Genomic DNA, 16,162 nt, shown 5'->3' on the forward strand with positions numbered 1-16,162 from the left:
GCCCCCGGGAACACCGGGGTCCCGGCTTACGGCTCGAACTTGTAGCCGAGCCCACGGACCGTGACCAGATAGCGCGGCGCGCCCGGGTCCGGCTCGAACTCCTCCCACGTGCGCCCCTCGCGCGGCGAGGCCCCGGGGGGCCTCACCGGCTTCGGCACGCTGCGCCGGCCTCCGACCGGCCCCCGGGAACACCGGGGTCCCGGCTTACGGCTCGAACTTGTAGCCGAGCCCACGGACCGTGACCAGATAGCGCGGCGCGCCCGGGTCCGGCTCGATCTTGGCGCGCAGGCGCTTGACGTGGACGTCGAGCGTCTTGGTGTCGCCAACGTAGTCGGCGCCCCAGACCCGGTCGATCAGCTGCATGCGGGTCAGCACGCGGCCCGCGTTGCGCAGCAGCATCTCCAGCAGGTCGAACTCCTTCAGCGGGAGGTCCACCTTGCCGCCGGCGACGGTGACCACGTGACGGTCGACGTCCATCCGTACGGGGCCGGCCTCCAGGGCCGCCGGGGCGACCTCCTCCGGCTCTCCGCGGCGGCGCAGGACCGCGCGGATGCGGGCGACCAGCTCCCGCGAGGAGAAGGGCTTGGTGACGTAGTCGTCTGCTCCTATCTCCAGTCCGACGACCTTGTCGATCTCGCTGTCCTTGGCGGTCACCATGATCACGGGAACGTTGGAGCGGCCGCGCAGCTGCCGGCAGACCTCGGTGCCGGGCAGGCCGGGCAGCATCAGGTCGAGGAGGACGAGGTCGGCGCCGTTGCGCTCGAACTCGTCGAGCCCGTCGGGGCCGGTCGCCGCGATGGCGACCTCGAAGCCCTCCTTGCGGAGCATGTAGGACAGGGCGTCGCTGAAGGATTCCTCATCCTCGACGACGAGCACTCGGGTCACGGAAGGACCTCCGGGGCAGGGATGGCTGGAGCGGTTCTGGTTCAGGCTGGGGTCGGGTGGGTGCGGGGGGCAGCCGCCGGGGACGAGGCGGCCGCTTCGGGGAGTCGCAGGGTGAAGGTGGAGCCCTGGCCCTCCGAACTCCACACCGACACCTCCCCGCCGTGCGAGGCGGCCACGTGCTTCACGATCGCAAGGCCGAGGCCGGTTCCTCCCGTGGCGCGGGAGCGGGCCGGGTCCACGCGGTAGAAGCGCTCGAAGATGCGCTCGCGGTCCTTCTCCGGGATGCCGATGCCCTGGTCGGTCACGGCGATCTCGATCAAGTCTCCCCCGGGGGACGTCACCCTGCGTCCGGCTATTCCGACGCGGGTGCGGGCGGGGCTGTAGTTGACGGCGTTCTCGACGAGGTTTCCGAGGGCGGCCGCGAGCTGTCCGCGGTTGCCCCATACGCGCAGGTCGGCGGTACCGCCGGCGGCCATGGTGATCTGCTTGGAGGACGCCGTGTGGCGGCAGCGGTCAATGGCTTCGGCGACCAGGGTGTCCACGCGGACGGGCTCGGCGTCCTCCAGCGGGTCGTCGTTCTGTACCCGGGAGAGGTCGATGAGCTCCTGCACGAGGTTGATCAGCCGGGTGGACTCGATCTGCATGCGGCCCGCGAAGCGGCTGACCGCCTCGGGGTCGTCCGCGGCGTCCATGACGGCCTCGGACAGCAGGGAGATCGCCCCGACCGGGGTCTTCAGCTCGTGGGACACGTTGGCGACGAAGTCGCGGCGTACGGCCTCGATGCGGCGGGCCTCGGTGAGGTCCTCGACCAGGAGGAGCACCAGGCGGGAGCCGAGCGGGGCGACGCGCGCCGAGACGGCGAGGGCCTCGCCCCGGCCCGTGCCGCGGCGGGGCAGGTCCAGCTCGACCTGTCGTATCTCCCCGTCGCGGCGGGTGTCGCGGGCCATGTGGAGCATGGGCTCGACGGCCAGCTTGCCGCCGCGTACGAGCCCGAGGGCGTAGGCGGCGGAGGAGGCCTTGACGACGGCGTCGCCCTCGTCGAGGACCACGGCGGAGGAGCGGAGCACGGACAGCACGGTGTCCACGCCGGGCGGCAGCACCGCGTTGATGTCGGGGCGCATGGAACTCCGGGTGGGGCGGGCCTGGTCGCGCTCGCTCCAGCGGAACGCCAGCATCGCGATGACGCCGGTGCACATACCGGCGATCGCTGCAGCTGCGGCGACCGCCGCGTTCACGTCCATGGATCCAGGTTAAGCAGGCACGACGACACTTCCACAGCCGTTCGGGTGGCACCTCGAACAGTCGTCGCCCAGAGTTCACCCTGGCGACGGGGTTGATTCACTTGTGGTGCCGGAGTCGGACGCGTTTGCGGCTCACCGTGTCAACGTGGGGCAGAAGGCCGCCCCGGCCCGCCCCGGGCATCACCGCAGTAGTAGGTCGAGAGAGGGACACGAGACATGCGCGACGCGTACCACGAGGAACTGGACTCGATCGGAGAAAGCCTGGTCGAGATGGCCCGGCTCGTCGGTTCCGCGATCGGGCGGGCGACGACGTCCATGCTCGATGCCGACCTCAAGCTCGCCGAGAGCGTCATCGCCGCCGACCAGAAGGTCGACGACCTCCAGCACGATCTGGAGGCCCGCGCCATCGCCCTGCTGGCCCGCCAGCAGCCGGTCGCCACCGACCTGCGGATCGTGGTGACCTCGCTGCGCATGAGCGCCGACCTGGAGCGCAGCGGCGACCTGGCCCAGCACGTGGCGAAGCTCGCCCGGCTGCGCTTCCCGGACCGCGCCGTCCCGCGTGACCTGCACGCCACGATCCTGGAGATGGGGCAGCTGGCGCAGCGCCTGATGGCGAAGGCGGCCGAGGTCATCATCACGAAGGACGTCGACCTGGCGCTCCAGCTGGAGCAGGACGACGACGAGATGGACCAGCTGCACCGGACGCTGTTCCAGCACCTGATGGACGACCGCTGGAAGCACGGCATCGAGACGGCGGTGGACGTGACGCTGCTCGGCCGCTACTACGAGCGCTTCGCGGACCACGCGGTGTCGGTGGCCAAGCGCGTGGTCTACCTCGTGACGGGCGAGCACGCGGACGACCTCCAGCAGCCGACCCAGATCGAGGGCGCCTGACCGCGGGCCTCTGACCACGGGTGCCTGACCGTGGGCCTCTGACCGCGGGCGCCTGACCGTGGGCCTCTGACCGCGGGCACCTGACCGCGGTGACCTCCGTCGTCTGACGGAGCCGGGCGGGCGGCGGGCCCGGCAGAGCTTCCGTGCGCCGTTGACGCGCCGGTGGAGCTGGGCATGAATGAGGGCGAGGCGGCCAATCGTACGAAGTCCCGTATGCCGCGGGGCACCGCCTCTCCGAGGAGGAACCATGCCCGATTCCCCCGTCCCCATCACCCCGGAGCAGGAGCAGCCGCCGAAGTCCGAGCCGCTGCGGCTGCCGCTGCTCGCGGCCTGCGGCTGCGGCTCCGGCTGCGGCTGCGGCTGCCAGTCCGGTGCCCCCTGCCAGTGCGGCGGCTGACCGGGCCCACCCGGCTCGGCACCGCACCGGTTGCGCCGAGAGGCCCCCTGCCCGCGGACATCCGCAGGCGGGGGCCTTTCTCGGTACGCAGACACCCCTACCGCAGGAGCCATGTGCGGGTCAGCGCCATGACCTCCGCGCGGCTGCGGCCACCGTGGTCGGCCGCGATGAAGTGGGAGCCGATCCGCAAGGAGAAGGTGATCAGGGAGCGGACCTCGACGTCGTCCTCGTCGGTGCAGAAGGCGCGGTACAGCGAGCGCAGGTACTCCATGCGCCGGCTGTCCGCACGGCGCAGCCGCTCGGCGACGGTCTCGTCACGGCGCGCCCAGTCGCGGATCGCCAGGTCGGCGTCGACGCCCACCACCGGCCCCTCGTCGTACGAGGCGACGATCGTGAACAGCCGGTCCAGCCTGGCGCGGGCGTCTCCCCCGCCGCTCTCGACCAGCTCGATCACCGCCTCGGTGACCTCCCGCTCCCAGGTGTCGAGCATCTCGGTGAGCAGCGCGCCCCGGCTGCCGAAGTAGCCGTAGAAGCCGCCCTTGCTGACGCCGAGCGCCTGCGCCAGCGACTCGACGCGGACCGCATCCGGGCCGCCGGCGGCCAGCGCCCGCAAGCCCTCCTCGATCCACTTGCCGCGTGGCGTGCGGGTCGCGCCCATGGTGTGTCCTCCTCGCACGGACCCCCATCTATACGGTGCCGTATAGATAGCTGCTAGTCTCGTTCTATACGGCATCGTATAGATAGGGGCTTGCGCATGAGACTCCCCAGCACCGCCCACACTTCGCGCCCTTGGCGCATCCACGAGATCGCCGGCGACTTCCGGCTCGAGGACGTGTGGGCCCTGCCCACCCCCGGCGGTCCCGACGACCTCGCGCGCCTGGTACGCCAGTTCGCGACGGGCTCGGGGGACCCGGTCCCCTCCCGCGCGGGACGGGCGCTCTTCGCGATCCGCTGGAAGCTCGGGGCACTGCTCGGCTGGGACGATCCGTCGGGGGGCCTCCGGTCGCGGGTGCCGACGCTCCGGGACCGGCTGCCGGCCGACCTCCGCGAGGGCGATCGCGGGCCGGACCTCACCTCCGCACCGTTCACCTCCGTCTACCAGACGCACGACGAGTGGGCGGCGGAGACGGCCAACAGGACCATGCACGGCGTGATGCACATCGGCTGGGTCCCGGACGGCAACGGCGGCCACCACGGCCAGATGGCCGTCCTGGTGAAGCCCAACGGCCTGCTGGGCGCCGCCTACATGCTGGCCATCAAGCCCTTCCGCTATCTGGGCGTCTACCCGGCCCTGATCCGCTCGATAGGCAACGAGTGGCGGACGAACTCGCCGGCCGCCACGGACTGACCGGAGAACGACGAGAACGACGAAGCCCCCGCCCGCTGCGCAACAGCGGACGGGGGCTTCTGCGTGGTGCAGGGGCGTTACTTCTTGCCCTGGTTCTTGACGGCCTCGATGGCGGCCGCGGCCGCGGCCGGGTCGAGGTAGGTGCCGCCCGGGTTGAGGGGCTTGAAGTCGGCGTCGAGCTCGTAGACGAGCGGGATGCCGGTCGGGATGTTCAGGCCCGTGATGTCCTCGTCCGAGATGCTGTCGAGGTGCTTGACCAGACCGCGCAGGGAGTTGCCGTGCGCGGCCACCAGGACCGTGCGGCCCGCCAGCAGGTCCGGGACGATGCCGTCGTACCAGTACGGCAGCATGCGCTCGACGACGTCCTTGAGGCACTCGGTGCGCGGACGCAGCTCGTTCGGGATCGACGCGTAGCGCGGGTCCTCGGACTGCGAGAACTCCGTACCGTCCTTCAGCACCGGCGGCGGGGTGTCGTAGGAGCGGCGCCACAGCATGAACTGCTCCTCGCCGAACTCCGCGAGGGTCTGCGCCTTGTCCTTGCCCTGCAGCGCGCCGTAGTGGCGCTCGTTCAGGCGCCAGGAGCGGTGCACCGGGATCCAGTGGCGGTCCGCGGACTCGAGCGCGAGCTGAGCGGTGCGGATGGCGCGCTTCTGGAGGGAGGTGTGCAGAACGTCGGGCAGCAGGCCGGCGTCCTTCAGCAGCTCACCGCCACGGACCGCCTCCTTCTCGCCCTTCTCGGTGAGGTTGACGTCCACCCAGCCGGTGAACAGGTTCTTCGCGTTCCATTCGCTCTCGCCGTGGCGGAGGAGGATCAGCTTGTACGGTGCGTCGGCCATGCGTACGAGCCTAATGGACGCGCGAGGGTGTCGATTGACGGCTCGGGTCAATTGGGTGGCGCCCCGAGCCCACCCCCTCGTAATGTGCCCATCGGCAGAGCGACGCTTACACCCTCGGGGGGATTCCGTATGTCCGCAGCCAGTCTGAGACGGGCCGCCCGGGAGAGCGTCGCGGGGCTGCCCCGGGCGTTCTGGTGGCTCTGGACGAGCACGCTCGTGAACCGGCTCGGTGCCTTCGTCGCCACCTTCATGACCTTGTACCTGACGCTGGACCGGGGCTACTCGGCCTCCTTCGCGGGCCTCGTCGTCGCCCTCCACGGGCTGGGCGGTGTGGTTTCCTCGCTCGTCGCGGGCGTGATGACCGACCGTCTGGGGCGGCGCCCCACGCTGCTGGCGGCCCAGGCCTCGACCGCCTTCTCGGTGGCGCTGCTGGGCTTCATGGAACACCCGGCGGCGATCGCGGCGGTGGCCCTGCTGGTCGGCATGACCTCGAACGCCTCCCGTCCGGCGGTCGCGGCGATGATGGCGGACATCGTCCGCCCCGAGGACCGCGTACGGGCCTTCGCGCTCAACTACTGGGCCATCAACCTCGGCTTCGCCGTCAGCGCGACCGCGGCGGGCCTGATCGCCGAGTACAGCTACCTGGCCGGCTTCCTGGGCGAGGCGGCGCTCACGCTGGCCTGCGCGGTGCTGGTGTTCGTCAAGCTGCCCGAGTCCCGCCCGGAAGGCGGCGGAGCCGGTGCGTCCGGCGCGTCCGGCGCCGCCTCGGGAAGGACCGGTGGCGGCTCGGAGATCGGGCTCGGGACCGTGCTGCGGGACGGCCGGTTCATGGGTGTGGTCGGCCTGTCGTTCCTGATCTCGCTGATCTTCACTCAGGGCTCGGTCGGCCTGCCGGTCGCCATGGGGTCCGCCGGATTCTCCCCCGGGGACTACGGGCTCGTCATCGCCGTGAACGGCCTGCTGATCGTGGTGCTGCAGATCCCGGTCACCGGCTTCATCGAGCACCGGGACCCGCAGAAGCTGCTGGTCGTCTCGGCGCTGCTGGCCGGCTACGGCTTCGCGCTGACGGCCTTCGCCGGACCGCTGTGGGCGTACGCGCTGACGGTGTGCGTGTGGACGCTCGCCGAGATCGTCAACTCGCCGACCCAGATGAGCCTGGTCGTACGCCTCTCGCCGGTGCACGGACGCGGGCGCTACCAGGGCGTCTACACGATGTCCTGGGCGGTGGCCGCGCTGGTGGCGCCGCTGATGGCGGGCTTCATGATCGACCGGTGGGGGGCGGGCCGGCTGTGGGCGGCCACGGGCGTACTGGGCACGGTGGCGGCGGCGGGCTACTGGCTGCTGATGCGGAACCTGCCCGACGGGGACAGGGGTACGGACCCGGCGGCGGCCGGTGTCGCCGCCGGCCCGAAGGCGGCGGAAGCCCTGCCCTGCGCACCGGCTCCCGCCGAGCCGCTCCCCGCCCCGGACCCGAACCCGGTTCCGGACCCGGGCCCGAACCCGGTTCCTGCCCCGGTCCGGGCGGGCTGACCGGAGCCGGCCGGGCTCCGACCGGACCCCGGCCGGCGGCTCCGCGCCGGTGTCAGTCGGCCGGGCCGCCGGGCGCGGGCGACGGCTCGTCCTGCGGGCGCGTCAGGTGCTTGAAGGCGTCGAGGTTGAAGGTCGGCTCGCCGCGCGAGACCCGCCACTCGTACTCGCGCCGGATCGCGCTCGCGAAGCCCAGCTCCAGCAGCGTGTTGAACGAACCGTCCGCGGCCTCCAGCACCGTGCCGAGCAGCCGGTCCAGCTCCTCCGGGGTGACCACCGACAGCGGCAGGCGGGCCGTCAGATAGATGTCGCCGAGGCGGTCCACCGCGTACGCCATCCCGTACAGCTTGAGATTGCGCTCCAGCAGCCAGCGGTGGACGCCCGCCTCGTTCTCGTCGGGGTGGCGGATCACGAAGGCGTTGACCGACAGCGAGTGCCGGCCGACCCGGATCGAGCAGGTGGTGCTGAGCTTGCGCGTGCCGGGGAGCTGGACGACGTAGGTGCCCGGTCGAGGGCTCTCCCAGCTCAGCTCCGCGCCGGCGAGCGCGCTCTCGATGATCTCGGCAGTGTCAGCCATGGTGGGAGCGTACGCGACGGCGGTGATCGTGCATGGCCGCCGTGTAGACGTCGGCCGTGCCGGCGGCCGCCGTGTCCCAGCCGAAGAACTGCGCGTGCCGCGCCGCCTCGGCCCCCATCCGGTCCGCGAGCCCGGGCTCGTCGACGAAGCGGCGCAGCTGCCGCGCGTAGTCCGCCGGGTCGTGTCCGGGTACGAGGATCCCCGTGACGCCGTCGTTGACGGCGACGGGCAGCCCGCCGACCTCGGCGGCCAGCACCGGGGTGCCGGCGGCCTGGGCCTCTATCGCGACGAGCCCGAAGGACTCGCTGTAGGACGGCATGACCAGAACGGACGCCGCCCGGAACCAGTCGGCGAGGCCGTCCTGGGCGACCGGCGGGTGGAAGTGCACGAGGTCGGCGATGCCCAGTCTGGCGGCGAGCTTCTGCAGGCCCTCGGGCTTGGCGAGTCCGCTGCCGCTGGGGCCGCCGACGACGGGGACGAAGAGGCGGCGGCGCAGCGAGGGGTCGCGGTCGACGAGGACGGCGACGGCGCGCAGCAGGATGTCGGGGGCCTTCAGCGGCTGGATGCGCCCGGCGAAGAGCGGGATGACGGCGTCCTGCGGGAGGCCCAGGCGGGCGCGGGCGGCGGCCCGGCCGTCGCCGACGGTGAAGCGGTCGAGGTTCACGCCGGGGTGGACGACGGCCACCTTGGCGGGGTCGGCCTCGTAGTGGCGGACGAGCTCGTCGGCCTCTTCGGCGGTGTTGGCGATGAGGCGGTCGGCGGCGGAGACTATCTGGGTCTCGCCTATGACGCGGGCGGCGGGCTCGGGGGTGTCGCCCTCGGCCAGCGCCGCGTTCTTGACCTTGGCCATGGTGTGCATGGCGTGGACGAGGGGCACGCCCCAGCGTTCGGCGGCGAGCCAGCCCACGTGCCCGGAGAGCCAGTAGTGGGAGTGGACGAGGTCGTAGTAGCCGGGGCGGTGGCCGGCCCAGGCCTGCATCACGCCGTGGGTGAAGGCGCACAGCTGGGCCGGGAGCTCCTCCTTGGCGAGGCCCTCGTAGGGGCCCGCGTCCACGTGCCGTACGAGGACGCCGGGGGCCAGCTCGACCACGGGCGGGAGCCCGCCGGTGGTGGCGCGGGTGAAGATCTCGACGTCGATGTTGATCGCGGCGAGGCGGCGGGCCAGCTCCACGATGTAGACGTTCATCCCGCCGGCGTCGCCGGTGCCCGGCTGGTGCAGCGGTGAGGTGTGCACGCTGAGCATGGCCACGCGGCGCGGTTTGCGGTGGTGGCCGACGGCCGGCAGGCGCAGCCGGGGCGGTTCGTGACGGGTGGCGGCGCGGGCGGCGGCGAGGCGCCCGCTGAGGCTGCCGCCGAGGCGGGACACGTACTGGCTCAAGGAAGCGCTTCCTCTCGGCTCGGACGGTGCGCGCTCGGACGCTCGGACGGCATGACTGCGGGGGCGCGTAGGGCGCCCTGCAAGGAGTGCAACCCGGATGGCCGTCCCCCGCATTCCGGGGTGCCCGGTTTTCCTGCGCGGTCCCCCTGTTTCTTGGTGCTTTCTTGGGGCGCCGCGCGATTTTCGGGGGGTGCGGGCGGTTTTTACCGCGTGGGGCGCTCCGCTTACCCTCGGCTCATGGCCTCCCGCAGTACCCCGTCACCCAGCCGCGCCCCCGGCCGTCCTGTGGGTTCGGTGACGCGCGGGACGACGAACCCGAACCGGTTGCGCCGCATGGACCGCTGGATCGCGGCCGCCCACGGGGCGGCGCTGCGGCGTGCGGGGGACCCGGTGGCGGTGGACCTCGGGTACGGGGCCGCGCCCTGGACGGCGGTCGAGCTGTTGGCGCGGCTGCGGGACGCGGCGCCGCGGGTGCGGGTGGTCGGCATCGAGATCGAGCCGGCGCGGGTGGCCGGGGCGAAGCCGTACGAGCGGGAGGGGCTGAGCTTCCGGCACGGCGGCTTCGAGGTCCCGCTGGAGGGCGGGGAGCAGGCGATGCTGATCCGCGCGGCGAACGTACTGCGCCAGTACGACGAGGAGCAGGTCGCCGAGGTGTGGGCGCGGCTGTGCGCGCGGCTGGCGCCGGACGGGCTGCTGGTGGAGGGCACCTGCGACGAGATCGGGCGGCGGCACGTCTGGGTGGCGCTGGGACCGGAGGGGCCGCGCACGGTGACGTTCGCGACCCGGCTGGGCTCGCTGGAGCGCCCTTCGGACCTCGCGGAGCGGCTGCCGAAGGCGCTGATCCACCGGAACGTGCCGGGGGAGCCGGTGCACGCGTTCCTGCGCGACTTCGACCGTGCCTGGGCGGCGGCGGCTCCGTACGCCTCGTACGGGGCGCGGCAGCGCTGGATCCGCACGGCGCGGGCGCTGTCCGCGGACTGGCCGCTCGCGGACGGGCCCGGGCGGTGGCGGCAGGGGGAACTGACGCTGCGCTGGGAGGCGTTGCGCCCGGCGGGGTGAATGCGGTGCGGGCGGGGAACGGGGGGCGGGGGTGCCCCGTTGATCCGTGAGGGGCAGGACCGGGGGTCCGTTGGTGCAGACAAGATCGAAACGGCATCCACAAGGGTGTTGGAATTCATCGACTCGTGGCACCATCCCGATGGCAGTGCGAAGTTACTGATGAATAGTCAGATCTGATACCAGGTCTGGCTCGGGTGCCTTGGGGGGACCATGGGGTCGGTAAGGCGACGACGAGGCGCAAGCTCTCTCGTGCTGCTGTGCGCGATGGCGGTGCTGACGGCAGCGGGCCTCGCGACGGGCACGGCGTATGCGGCACCCGTCGCTCCGGGGGCACCGGCGGCTCCCCTGCCCGGGCCTGACGGCAAGTCCCTGGAGCAGGTCCGCAAGGACATCGACGAGCTCTACCGGCAGGCGGGCACCGCGACGGACGCCTACAACCTCGCCGAGGCCGAGACCAAGGCCCAGTCGGACAAGATCGTCGAGATCGCCAACCTGATCGTCGCGGGCAAGGAGCGCATCGCCACGCTCAAGAGCCGCGCCGGCGCCGCGGCCCGCGCGCAGTACCGCTCGGGCGGCCTGCCGCCGGGCGCACGGCTGGCGTTGAGCGAGGACCCGAACCAGTTCCTCGACGGGGCGGACCGGTTGCGGCAGGGCGAGAAGGCCGCCTCGGACCTCCTGTCCGAACTGGACCGCACCCAGACGGACTTGCAGCGCTACGCGGAGGAGGCGAGCGAGCGCTGGCAGAAGCTGGAGGCGAACCGGGTCAAGCAGGAGGAGTCCAAGAAGCAGATCGAGGAGAAGATCAAGGCGGCGGAGGAGCTGGAGAGCAAGCTGGAGGCCGAGCAGAAGGCCCGGCTGATCCAGCTTGAGCAGGAGGCCCAGTACCGCGCGCAGACGGCGTGGCTGTCGACAGGCGCGATGAAGGACGTCAACGGCAAGGCGACGGACGCCGGCAAGCATGCCGTGCAGTTCGCCACCGCCCAGATGGGAAAGCCGTACAAATGGGGCGCGGTGGGCCCGGACTCCTTCGACTGCTCCGGACTGACGTCGCAGGCCTGGCGCGCGGCGGGGCGCGGCATCCCGCGCACCTCGCAGGAGCAGCTGCGGCTGCTGCCGAAGATCGCGCTCAAGGACATGCGGCCGGGCGACCTGATCATCTACTTCGACGACGCGAGCCACGTCGGCATGTACGTGGGCGACGGCGCGATGGTCCACGCCCCGCGCCCCGGCCGCAACGTGACGCTGGCGGGCGCGGGCTCCATGCCGATCAAAGCAGTGGTCCGCCCGGACGCCTGACCCCTCCCGGGCCCGGGGGCCGGCCTCCCCCGGGCCGCGCCCGACGCCCCCCGGCCCGGCAGCCCAGCAGCCCGGCTGCGCCGAAGGGACTTCGCATGCCAGGGCCGGCCCCGCCGGTGGTGTCGCGCCGGGCTGCGTGGGAACGGGGCGGGGGCTGAGTGGCGGGCTCGTCCCGCCCGGCGCCCGGCTCGGGGACGGCAGCGAGCGACCGGCTTTGGGCGGGCGGCGGGCGACCGGCCGGGGCCGGTGCGGGTGGGCCGAGTCGGCGCGGGTGGAGAGGCAACCCCGGGGCTGTGGCACACGTCTCGTCTGGCGGGACGGAACACGGCCCCGCCGTGACCTTTGTCATCCAGTGAGGCCGAGTTTCCCCCGTGATGACGGCATATGACGGAGGCCCGCGCCAAGAACGGCATTCCGTTCGCGGGGCAACGACCGCTAGGGTCTGCCGGACGAGCGCACCCTCGGGGGGAGGGAAGGAACCGGAAACGATGCCCGTACCCGTACCGAGGCAGAGGGACACCCCCGCCACGGAGAGCGGTCAGGCCGTTCTGCACACCGCCGCCCCGCCTGCCTCCATAGGTGCCGGCGTGGCGCAGGCGACCCCTCAGACCACCGCCCTGACCCTCCTGGTCATCGAGGACGACCCCGCCGGCGGGCTCACCGTCCCCGAGATCCTCGACGCCGACGGCCACCGCATCCGGCTCCGCACCGCCCGCAACCTCACCGAGGCCGAGCGGCTGCTCACCCCCGACGTGCACTGCATCCTGCTCGACCTGTCGCTGCCCGGCACCGGCGCCCGCATCCCGCTCACGTCGGCCGGGGCTCCGGGGGCATCCGGCGCGTCCGGGGGGGCCGGGACGGTCACCGCCACGGCCACCGGCACCGTCGACCCGCAGCTCGCGGTCCTCCACCAGGTGCTGCGCCTCGCCCCGCGCCACGCCGTCCTCGTCCTCACCGACGAGGACGACGCCGAGCGCGCCGCCGAGGCCGTCCGCGTCGGCGCCCAGGACTTCCTCTTCCGGGACGAGCTGGACGGCAGGCTGCTGAGCCGCGCCATCCGCTACGCCGTGGAGAGAAAACGGGCCGACATCGCCCAGTACAAGCTTGCAGAATCGAAACTGCGCGCCCAGGAGAACGCCCGCCTGGAGCGCGGCCTGCTCCCCACCCCGCTCCTTGAGGGCTCCGATCTGCGCTTCGCCGCCCGCTACCGCCCCGGCCGCAGCCGGGCCCTCCTCGGCGGCGACTTCTACGACACCGTCCGCACCCCCGACGGCACCGTCCACGCCATGATCGGCGACGTCTGCGGCCACGGCCCCGACGAAGCCGCCCTCGGCGTCGAGCTCCGCATCGCCTGGCGCGCCCTGACCCTGGCGGGCCTGTGCGGCGACGACCTGCTGGCCACCCTCCAGGAGGTGCTGGAGGTGGAGCGTCCCTGCGAGGAGATCTTCGCGACGCTGTGCACCGTCGACATCGCCCCGGACGGCCGCCGCGCGGGCCTGTGCCTGGCCGGACATCCCGCCCCGCTGATCTCCCGGCCGGGCCGCCGCGCACGGCTCCTGCCCTACGAGAACAGCGGTCCGGCCCTCGGACTGCTGCCCCGGGCCCGCTGGCCGCGCCGGCAGGTCGAGCTCGGCGGCACCTGGAGCCTGATGCTCTACACCGACGGGCTCATCGAGGGACGGATCGGCGAGGGCAAGGAACGCCTGGGCCAGGACGGCATGGTCGAGATGATCAACCGCCACCTGGACCGCGGTCTGAGCGGTGAGGGGCTGCTGGAGGCCTCCGTCACCGAAGCGCGCCGCCTCAACGGCGGCGAGCTCACCGACGACGTGGCCGTGGTCCTGCTTTCCCGCTCCGAGGGCTGACCTCCCTCAGCCGACCCCGCCGGACCCCCGCCGTCCCCGGCTACCGTCCGCCGTCCCGGGCTACCGCCGCCGTCCCCGGCTACCGACCCCCGTTGTACGGGCCGTACGGGCCGTCGCTGCTGCTGCCACCGCTGCGACGGCCGCCACCCGAGACCTGCTTGAGGGCCGGTCGTACGTCCACGAAGAACACAATGGTCGCCACCAGGCCCGCGATCTGCAGGAAGAGCATCCCCAGGAAGGCGTCCACGAGCACGGTGATGCCCAGGATGACCAGCCAGAAGGTCTTGCTCTGCTTGTCCGCCGCCCGGTACGCGTCGTCCCGCGCCACCAGCGCGAACCCGAAGGCCACGACGGCGAGCACCAGCATGGCGAGCCCGAGAAGCGGGATCACCCCTCGATCGAACCCGTCCATCAACATCGCTTCGACCGCCTTCTCCTGCTCGCGCTTGGCACTTGCGGTGCCGCCTCACTCCACGCTACCGGCACACGACCCTCCATCAACCACAACGGGCCGGGCCCTTGAAGGGTGCCCGGCCCGTGATCGCCCATGCGGGCGTGCGGCTCAGCTCGCGTCGTCCGCCGTGACGGCGGCCTTCTTGGCCGTGCCCTTGCGCGTGGCGGGCTTCCTGGCGGCGGGCTGCCCGTCGGCGGCGGCCTCGGCCGCCGGCTCCGCGGCCTCCTCGGCCTCCGCCTTCCGCTCCGGACGCGGCTCGACGACGACGGCGATGTCGACGATCTCCTCGGAGACCTCGCCGCGCCAGGCCCGTACGGCCTGCTCACCGTGCTCGGCGACCTTGTCGTAGGTCTCCTTGGCGCGCACCGCGTACTCGGCGGCCACGCCGACACCGCGCAGCGCCAGGTCCTGGGCGGTCTCACCGATCTTCTTCGGGTCGATCGCGCCGAGCACCTCGGCGACCTTGGCGGTGACCGCGTCCTGCACGGCCTTCGGGTCCGTGTTCTTCACGGCCTCGATGCGCGCGGGGGCCTCGGCGCGCAGCTGCTCGATGAGCTCCGGCACCTTCTTCGCCTGCTGCACGGCGAGATCGGCGGTGCCGGCGGCGAAGTAGAGGGGAGTGGGGTCGGTGAGGGTCTTCTTCAGGTCATCGGCGATGGCCATGTGCTGGTCCTCCCGGATCAACTTCAGTCGGTCTTCGACGGCATCTCGTCAGCGGGAACGCCGGGAACGGCGGGCTCGTCGAGTGCGTTCTCCTTGCGGAACGACTCGTAGACCTGGAGCAGCACCTGCTTCTGCCGCTCGCTGATGGAGGGGTCGGCGAGTATGACGGCTCGCGTCTCCACCTCGTCGCGGTCCCGCTCGTCAAGGATCCCGGCCTGCACGTACAGCGTCTCCGCGGAGATCCGCAGCGCCTTGGCCAGCTGCTGGAGGATGTCCGCGCTCGGCTTGCGCAGCCCGCGCTCGATCTGGCTCAGGTACGGATTCGACACCCCCGCGGCGTCGGCCAGCTGCCGCAGCGAGAGCTGCGCCTGCCGCCGTTGCTCACGGAGGTATTCGCCGAGGTTTCCGACGTTGAGCGATGCCATGGTGTCGATCCTGCCCGACGCCGCTAACTTTTGCAAGCAGATGCTTGCAACATCTCCCGCTCGCGCCGCCGACCACGCCGACCACGCCGACCGCCGAGCCGCGGTCAGCCGCTGAAGCCGTCGGAAATCCCTTCGCGGGCCGGCGGTGCGCCGACGGAGACTGGCCGCATGCCGCATCGCTCTGCCTACGTCTGCCTCGACTGCCGTGTGTCCTTCAAGCACTCCGAGTACCGCGAGTACCGCTGCCCCCGCTGCCGCCGGGCCCTCGTCCTCGCCGGGGACGCCTTCGAGGCGCCGCCGCGGCGGGACCGGGACGCCTGGCGGGTCCTGTCCGTACTCCTGCACGCCGGGCTCGACTTCCGGCAGGCCTGCTGCGGATGCGGACCCGGCTACCGGCCGCGGAGCCTGCGCGAGGTGCGCGAGCGGCTCGCGTACGCCCGGCGTACCGGGGTGCCGGTCGCCCGCGCGCTCGCCACCCGGTGACAGCGGAGCGGGCGCGCGCGGGCGACAGCCGGTTCAGGACGTGCCGATCACCACGGTCGCGTACAGCTCCTCCGAGGTGACCGCACGGACCGCGAGGCCCGCGGAGGTCAGCGCCGAGGCCGTCGACGGGGCCTGGCGCGCGCTCGTCTCGATCAGCAGGCGGCCGCCCGGGGCCAGCCAGGGCAGGGCGCCCGCCGCGACCCGGCGGTGGACGTCCAGGCCGTCGGCCCCGCCGTCCAGCGAGACCCGCGGCTCGTGGTCGCGCGCCTCCGACGGCATCAGGCCGATCTCCTCCGTGGGCACGTACGGGGCGTTGACCACCAGCACGTCCACCCGCCCGCGCAGCTCGGGCGGGAGCGCGGCGTACAGATCGCCCTCCCACACCCGGCCACCGTACGGGGCCACGTTGCGCCGCGCGTACGCCAGAGCCGCCGGGTCGATGTCGGCCACGTGCAGCTCCACCCCGCCCGGGGAGTGCGCCGCCACCGCCGCGCCCAGCGCGCCGACGCCGCAGCACAGGTCCAGCACCACCGCGCCCGGCCGGGTCAGCGCCAGCGCCTCCTGCACCAGGAACTCCGTGCGCCTGCGCGGCACGAAGGCACCCGCGCCGACCTGTACGCGCAGTCCGCAGAACTCCGCCCAGCCCACGACGTGTTCGAGCGGTTCGCCGCCGACCCGGCGGGCCAGCAGCCGCGCCAGGTGCGCGTCGTCCCGGGCGGCGCCGCTCAGCAGCTCCGCCTCCTCCTCCGCGAAGACACAGCCGGCCGCGCGCAGGGATTCCACAAGTGACGTCAAAACCTCAGTCCTCTGTCCTTCGTCCTCGGTCCTTCGTCC

At 72.6% G+C, this 16,162-nt stretch carries 18 protein-coding genes and 1 pseudogene; 8 read left to right on the forward strand and 11 right to left on the reverse strand.

The genetic code is table 11. The features are described from left to right. Positions 1 to 26: 26 nt before the first annotated feature. The 3 genes and pseudogenes from ACZ3X1_RS32955 to phoR form a co-directional block, all read right to left on the reverse strand. Entirely contained in the window at positions 27 to 158 is a 132-nt protein-coding gene (locus tag ACZ3X1_RS32955; RefSeq protein ID WP_467282618.1) for a hypothetical protein, read from the reverse strand. Positions 159 to 204: 46 nt separating this feature from the next. Then, entirely contained in the window at positions 205 to 876 is a 672-nt protein-coding gene (gene phoP, locus ACZ3X1_RS32960; RefSeq protein WP_467282709.1) for a two-component system response regulator PhoP, read from the reverse strand. Between the two features lie 104 nt (positions 877 to 980). Further along, positions 981 to 2,126: pseudogene (phoR, locus tag ACZ3X1_RS32965) on the reverse strand (two-component system sensor histidine kinase PhoR); the annotation flags it as partial. A 216-nt stretch (positions 2,127 to 2,342) separates the two neighbouring features. On the opposite strand from phoR, the gene phoU reads away from it, so the two are divergent. Then, positions 2,343 to 3,020, forward strand: coding sequence for a phosphate signaling complex protein PhoU (gene phoU / locus ACZ3X1_RS32970; RefSeq protein WP_356813705.1), 678 nt, complete (start codon positions 2,343 to 2,345; stop codon positions 3,018 to 3,020). A gap of 247 nt (positions 3,021 to 3,267) precedes the next feature. Further along, entirely contained in the window at positions 3,268 to 3,417 is a 150-nt protein-coding gene (locus tag ACZ3X1_RS32975) for a hypothetical protein (RefSeq protein WP_356813706.1), read from the forward strand. 97 nt (positions 3,418 to 3,514) lie between these two features. Here ACZ3X1_RS32975 and ACZ3X1_RS32980 read toward each other — a convergent pair whose 3' ends face one another. Then, positions 3,515 to 4,075 (reverse strand): TetR/AcrR family transcriptional regulator, encoded by a 561-nt coding sequence (locus tag ACZ3X1_RS32980; protein WP_356813707.1) that lies wholly within the window; start codon positions 4,073 to 4,075, stop codon positions 3,515 to 3,517. Positions 4,076 to 4,171: 96 nt separating this feature from the next. Between ACZ3X1_RS32980 and ACZ3X1_RS32985 the strand changes: the two genes are divergently transcribed. Continuing rightward, a complete protein-coding gene (locus ACZ3X1_RS32985) occupies positions 4,172 to 4,765 on the forward strand; it encodes a DUF2867 domain-containing protein (RefSeq protein WP_356813708.1) in 594 nt (197 codons plus the stop codon). 77 nt (positions 4,766 to 4,842) lie between these two features. Here the strand turns inward: ACZ3X1_RS32985 and ACZ3X1_RS32990 are convergent, their stop codons facing one another. Further along, positions 4,843 to 5,601, reverse strand: coding sequence for a phosphoglyceromutase (locus ACZ3X1_RS32990; protein ID WP_467282621.1), 759 nt, complete (start codon positions 5,599 to 5,601; stop codon positions 4,843 to 4,845). Positions 5,602 to 5,730: 129 nt separating this feature from the next. Here ACZ3X1_RS32990 and ACZ3X1_RS32995 point away from each other — a divergent pair, with 129 nt between their 5' ends. Then, complete coding sequence (locus tag ACZ3X1_RS32995) at positions 5,731 to 7,131, forward strand: MDR family MFS transporter (RefSeq protein ID WP_356813709.1); 1,401 nt, start codon at positions 5,731 to 5,733, stop codon at positions 7,129 to 7,131. A 52-nt stretch (positions 7,132 to 7,183) separates the two neighbouring features. On the opposite strand, the gene ACZ3X1_RS33000 is transcribed toward ACZ3X1_RS32995, so the two are convergent. Beyond that, a complete protein-coding gene (locus ACZ3X1_RS33000; protein ID WP_356813710.1) occupies positions 7,184 to 7,705 on the reverse strand; it encodes a type III secretion system chaperone family protein in 522 nt (173 codons plus the stop codon). Further along, a complete protein-coding gene (gene mshA / locus ACZ3X1_RS33005) occupies positions 7,698 to 9,083 on the reverse strand; it encodes a D-inositol-3-phosphate glycosyltransferase (protein ID WP_391707908.1) in 1,386 nt (461 codons plus the stop codon). The genes ACZ3X1_RS33000 and mshA overlap by 8 nt, the downstream gene beginning before the upstream one ends. Before the next feature lie 237 nt (positions 9,084 to 9,320). Here mshA and ACZ3X1_RS33010 point away from each other — a divergent pair, with 237 nt between their 5' ends. From ACZ3X1_RS33010 to ACZ3X1_RS33020, 3 genes are all read left to right on the forward strand, one after another. Further along, on the forward strand, positions 9,321 to 10,142 hold the full coding sequence (locus ACZ3X1_RS33010) for a class I SAM-dependent methyltransferase (protein WP_467282626.1): 822 nt from the start codon (positions 9,321 to 9,323) through the stop codon (positions 10,140 to 10,142). Positions 10,143 to 10,406: 264 nt separating this feature from the next. Further along, positions 10,407 to 11,438, forward strand: coding sequence for a C40 family peptidase (locus ACZ3X1_RS33015; protein ID WP_390078857.1), 1,032 nt, complete (start codon positions 10,407 to 10,409; stop codon positions 11,436 to 11,438). 374 nt (positions 11,439 to 11,812) lie between these two features. Next, positions 11,813 to 13,303 (forward strand): PP2C family protein-serine/threonine phosphatase, encoded by a 1,491-nt coding sequence (locus ACZ3X1_RS33020; RefSeq protein ID WP_467282629.1) that lies wholly within the window; start codon positions 11,813 to 11,815, stop codon positions 13,301 to 13,303. A 79-nt stretch (positions 13,304 to 13,382) separates the two neighbouring features. On the opposite strand, the gene ACZ3X1_RS33025 is transcribed toward ACZ3X1_RS33020, so the two are convergent. The 3 genes from ACZ3X1_RS33025 to ACZ3X1_RS33035 form a co-directional block, all read right to left on the reverse strand. Beyond that, complete coding sequence (locus ACZ3X1_RS33025) at positions 13,383 to 13,721, reverse strand: DUF2516 family protein (protein WP_356813714.1); 339 nt, start codon at positions 13,719 to 13,721, stop codon at positions 13,383 to 13,385. 144 nt (positions 13,722 to 13,865) lie between these two features. After that, positions 13,866 to 14,420, reverse strand: a complete 555-nt coding sequence (locus ACZ3X1_RS33030; protein WP_356813715.1) for a hypothetical protein — start codon at positions 14,418 to 14,420, stop codon at positions 13,866 to 13,868. A 23-nt stretch (positions 14,421 to 14,443) separates the two neighbouring features. After that, the gene (locus ACZ3X1_RS33035) at positions 14,444 to 14,845 is read right to left on the reverse strand and encodes a helix-turn-helix domain-containing protein (protein ID WP_356813716.1); all 402 of its coding nucleotides are present in this window, start codon (positions 14,843 to 14,845) and stop codon (positions 14,444 to 14,446) included. A gap of 168 nt (positions 14,846 to 15,013) precedes the next feature. On the opposite strand from ACZ3X1_RS33035, the gene ACZ3X1_RS33040 reads away from it, so the two are divergent. Continuing rightward, a complete protein-coding gene (locus tag ACZ3X1_RS33040; protein ID WP_390078862.1) occupies positions 15,014 to 15,328 on the forward strand; it encodes a deoxyxylulose-5-phosphate synthase in 315 nt (104 codons plus the stop codon). A 33-nt stretch (positions 15,329 to 15,361) separates the two neighbouring features. On the opposite strand, the gene ACZ3X1_RS33045 is transcribed toward ACZ3X1_RS33040, so the two are convergent. Continuing rightward, positions 15,362 to 16,123: a putative protein N(5)-glutamine methyltransferase gene (locus tag ACZ3X1_RS33045; protein WP_356813718.1), complete on the reverse strand. Its 762-nt coding sequence runs from the start codon at positions 16,121 to 16,123 to the stop codon at positions 15,362 to 15,364. Positions 16,124 to 16,162: the final 39 nt, after the last annotated feature.

The organism is Streptomyces sp. NPDC023541 (genome assembly GCF_055559995.1).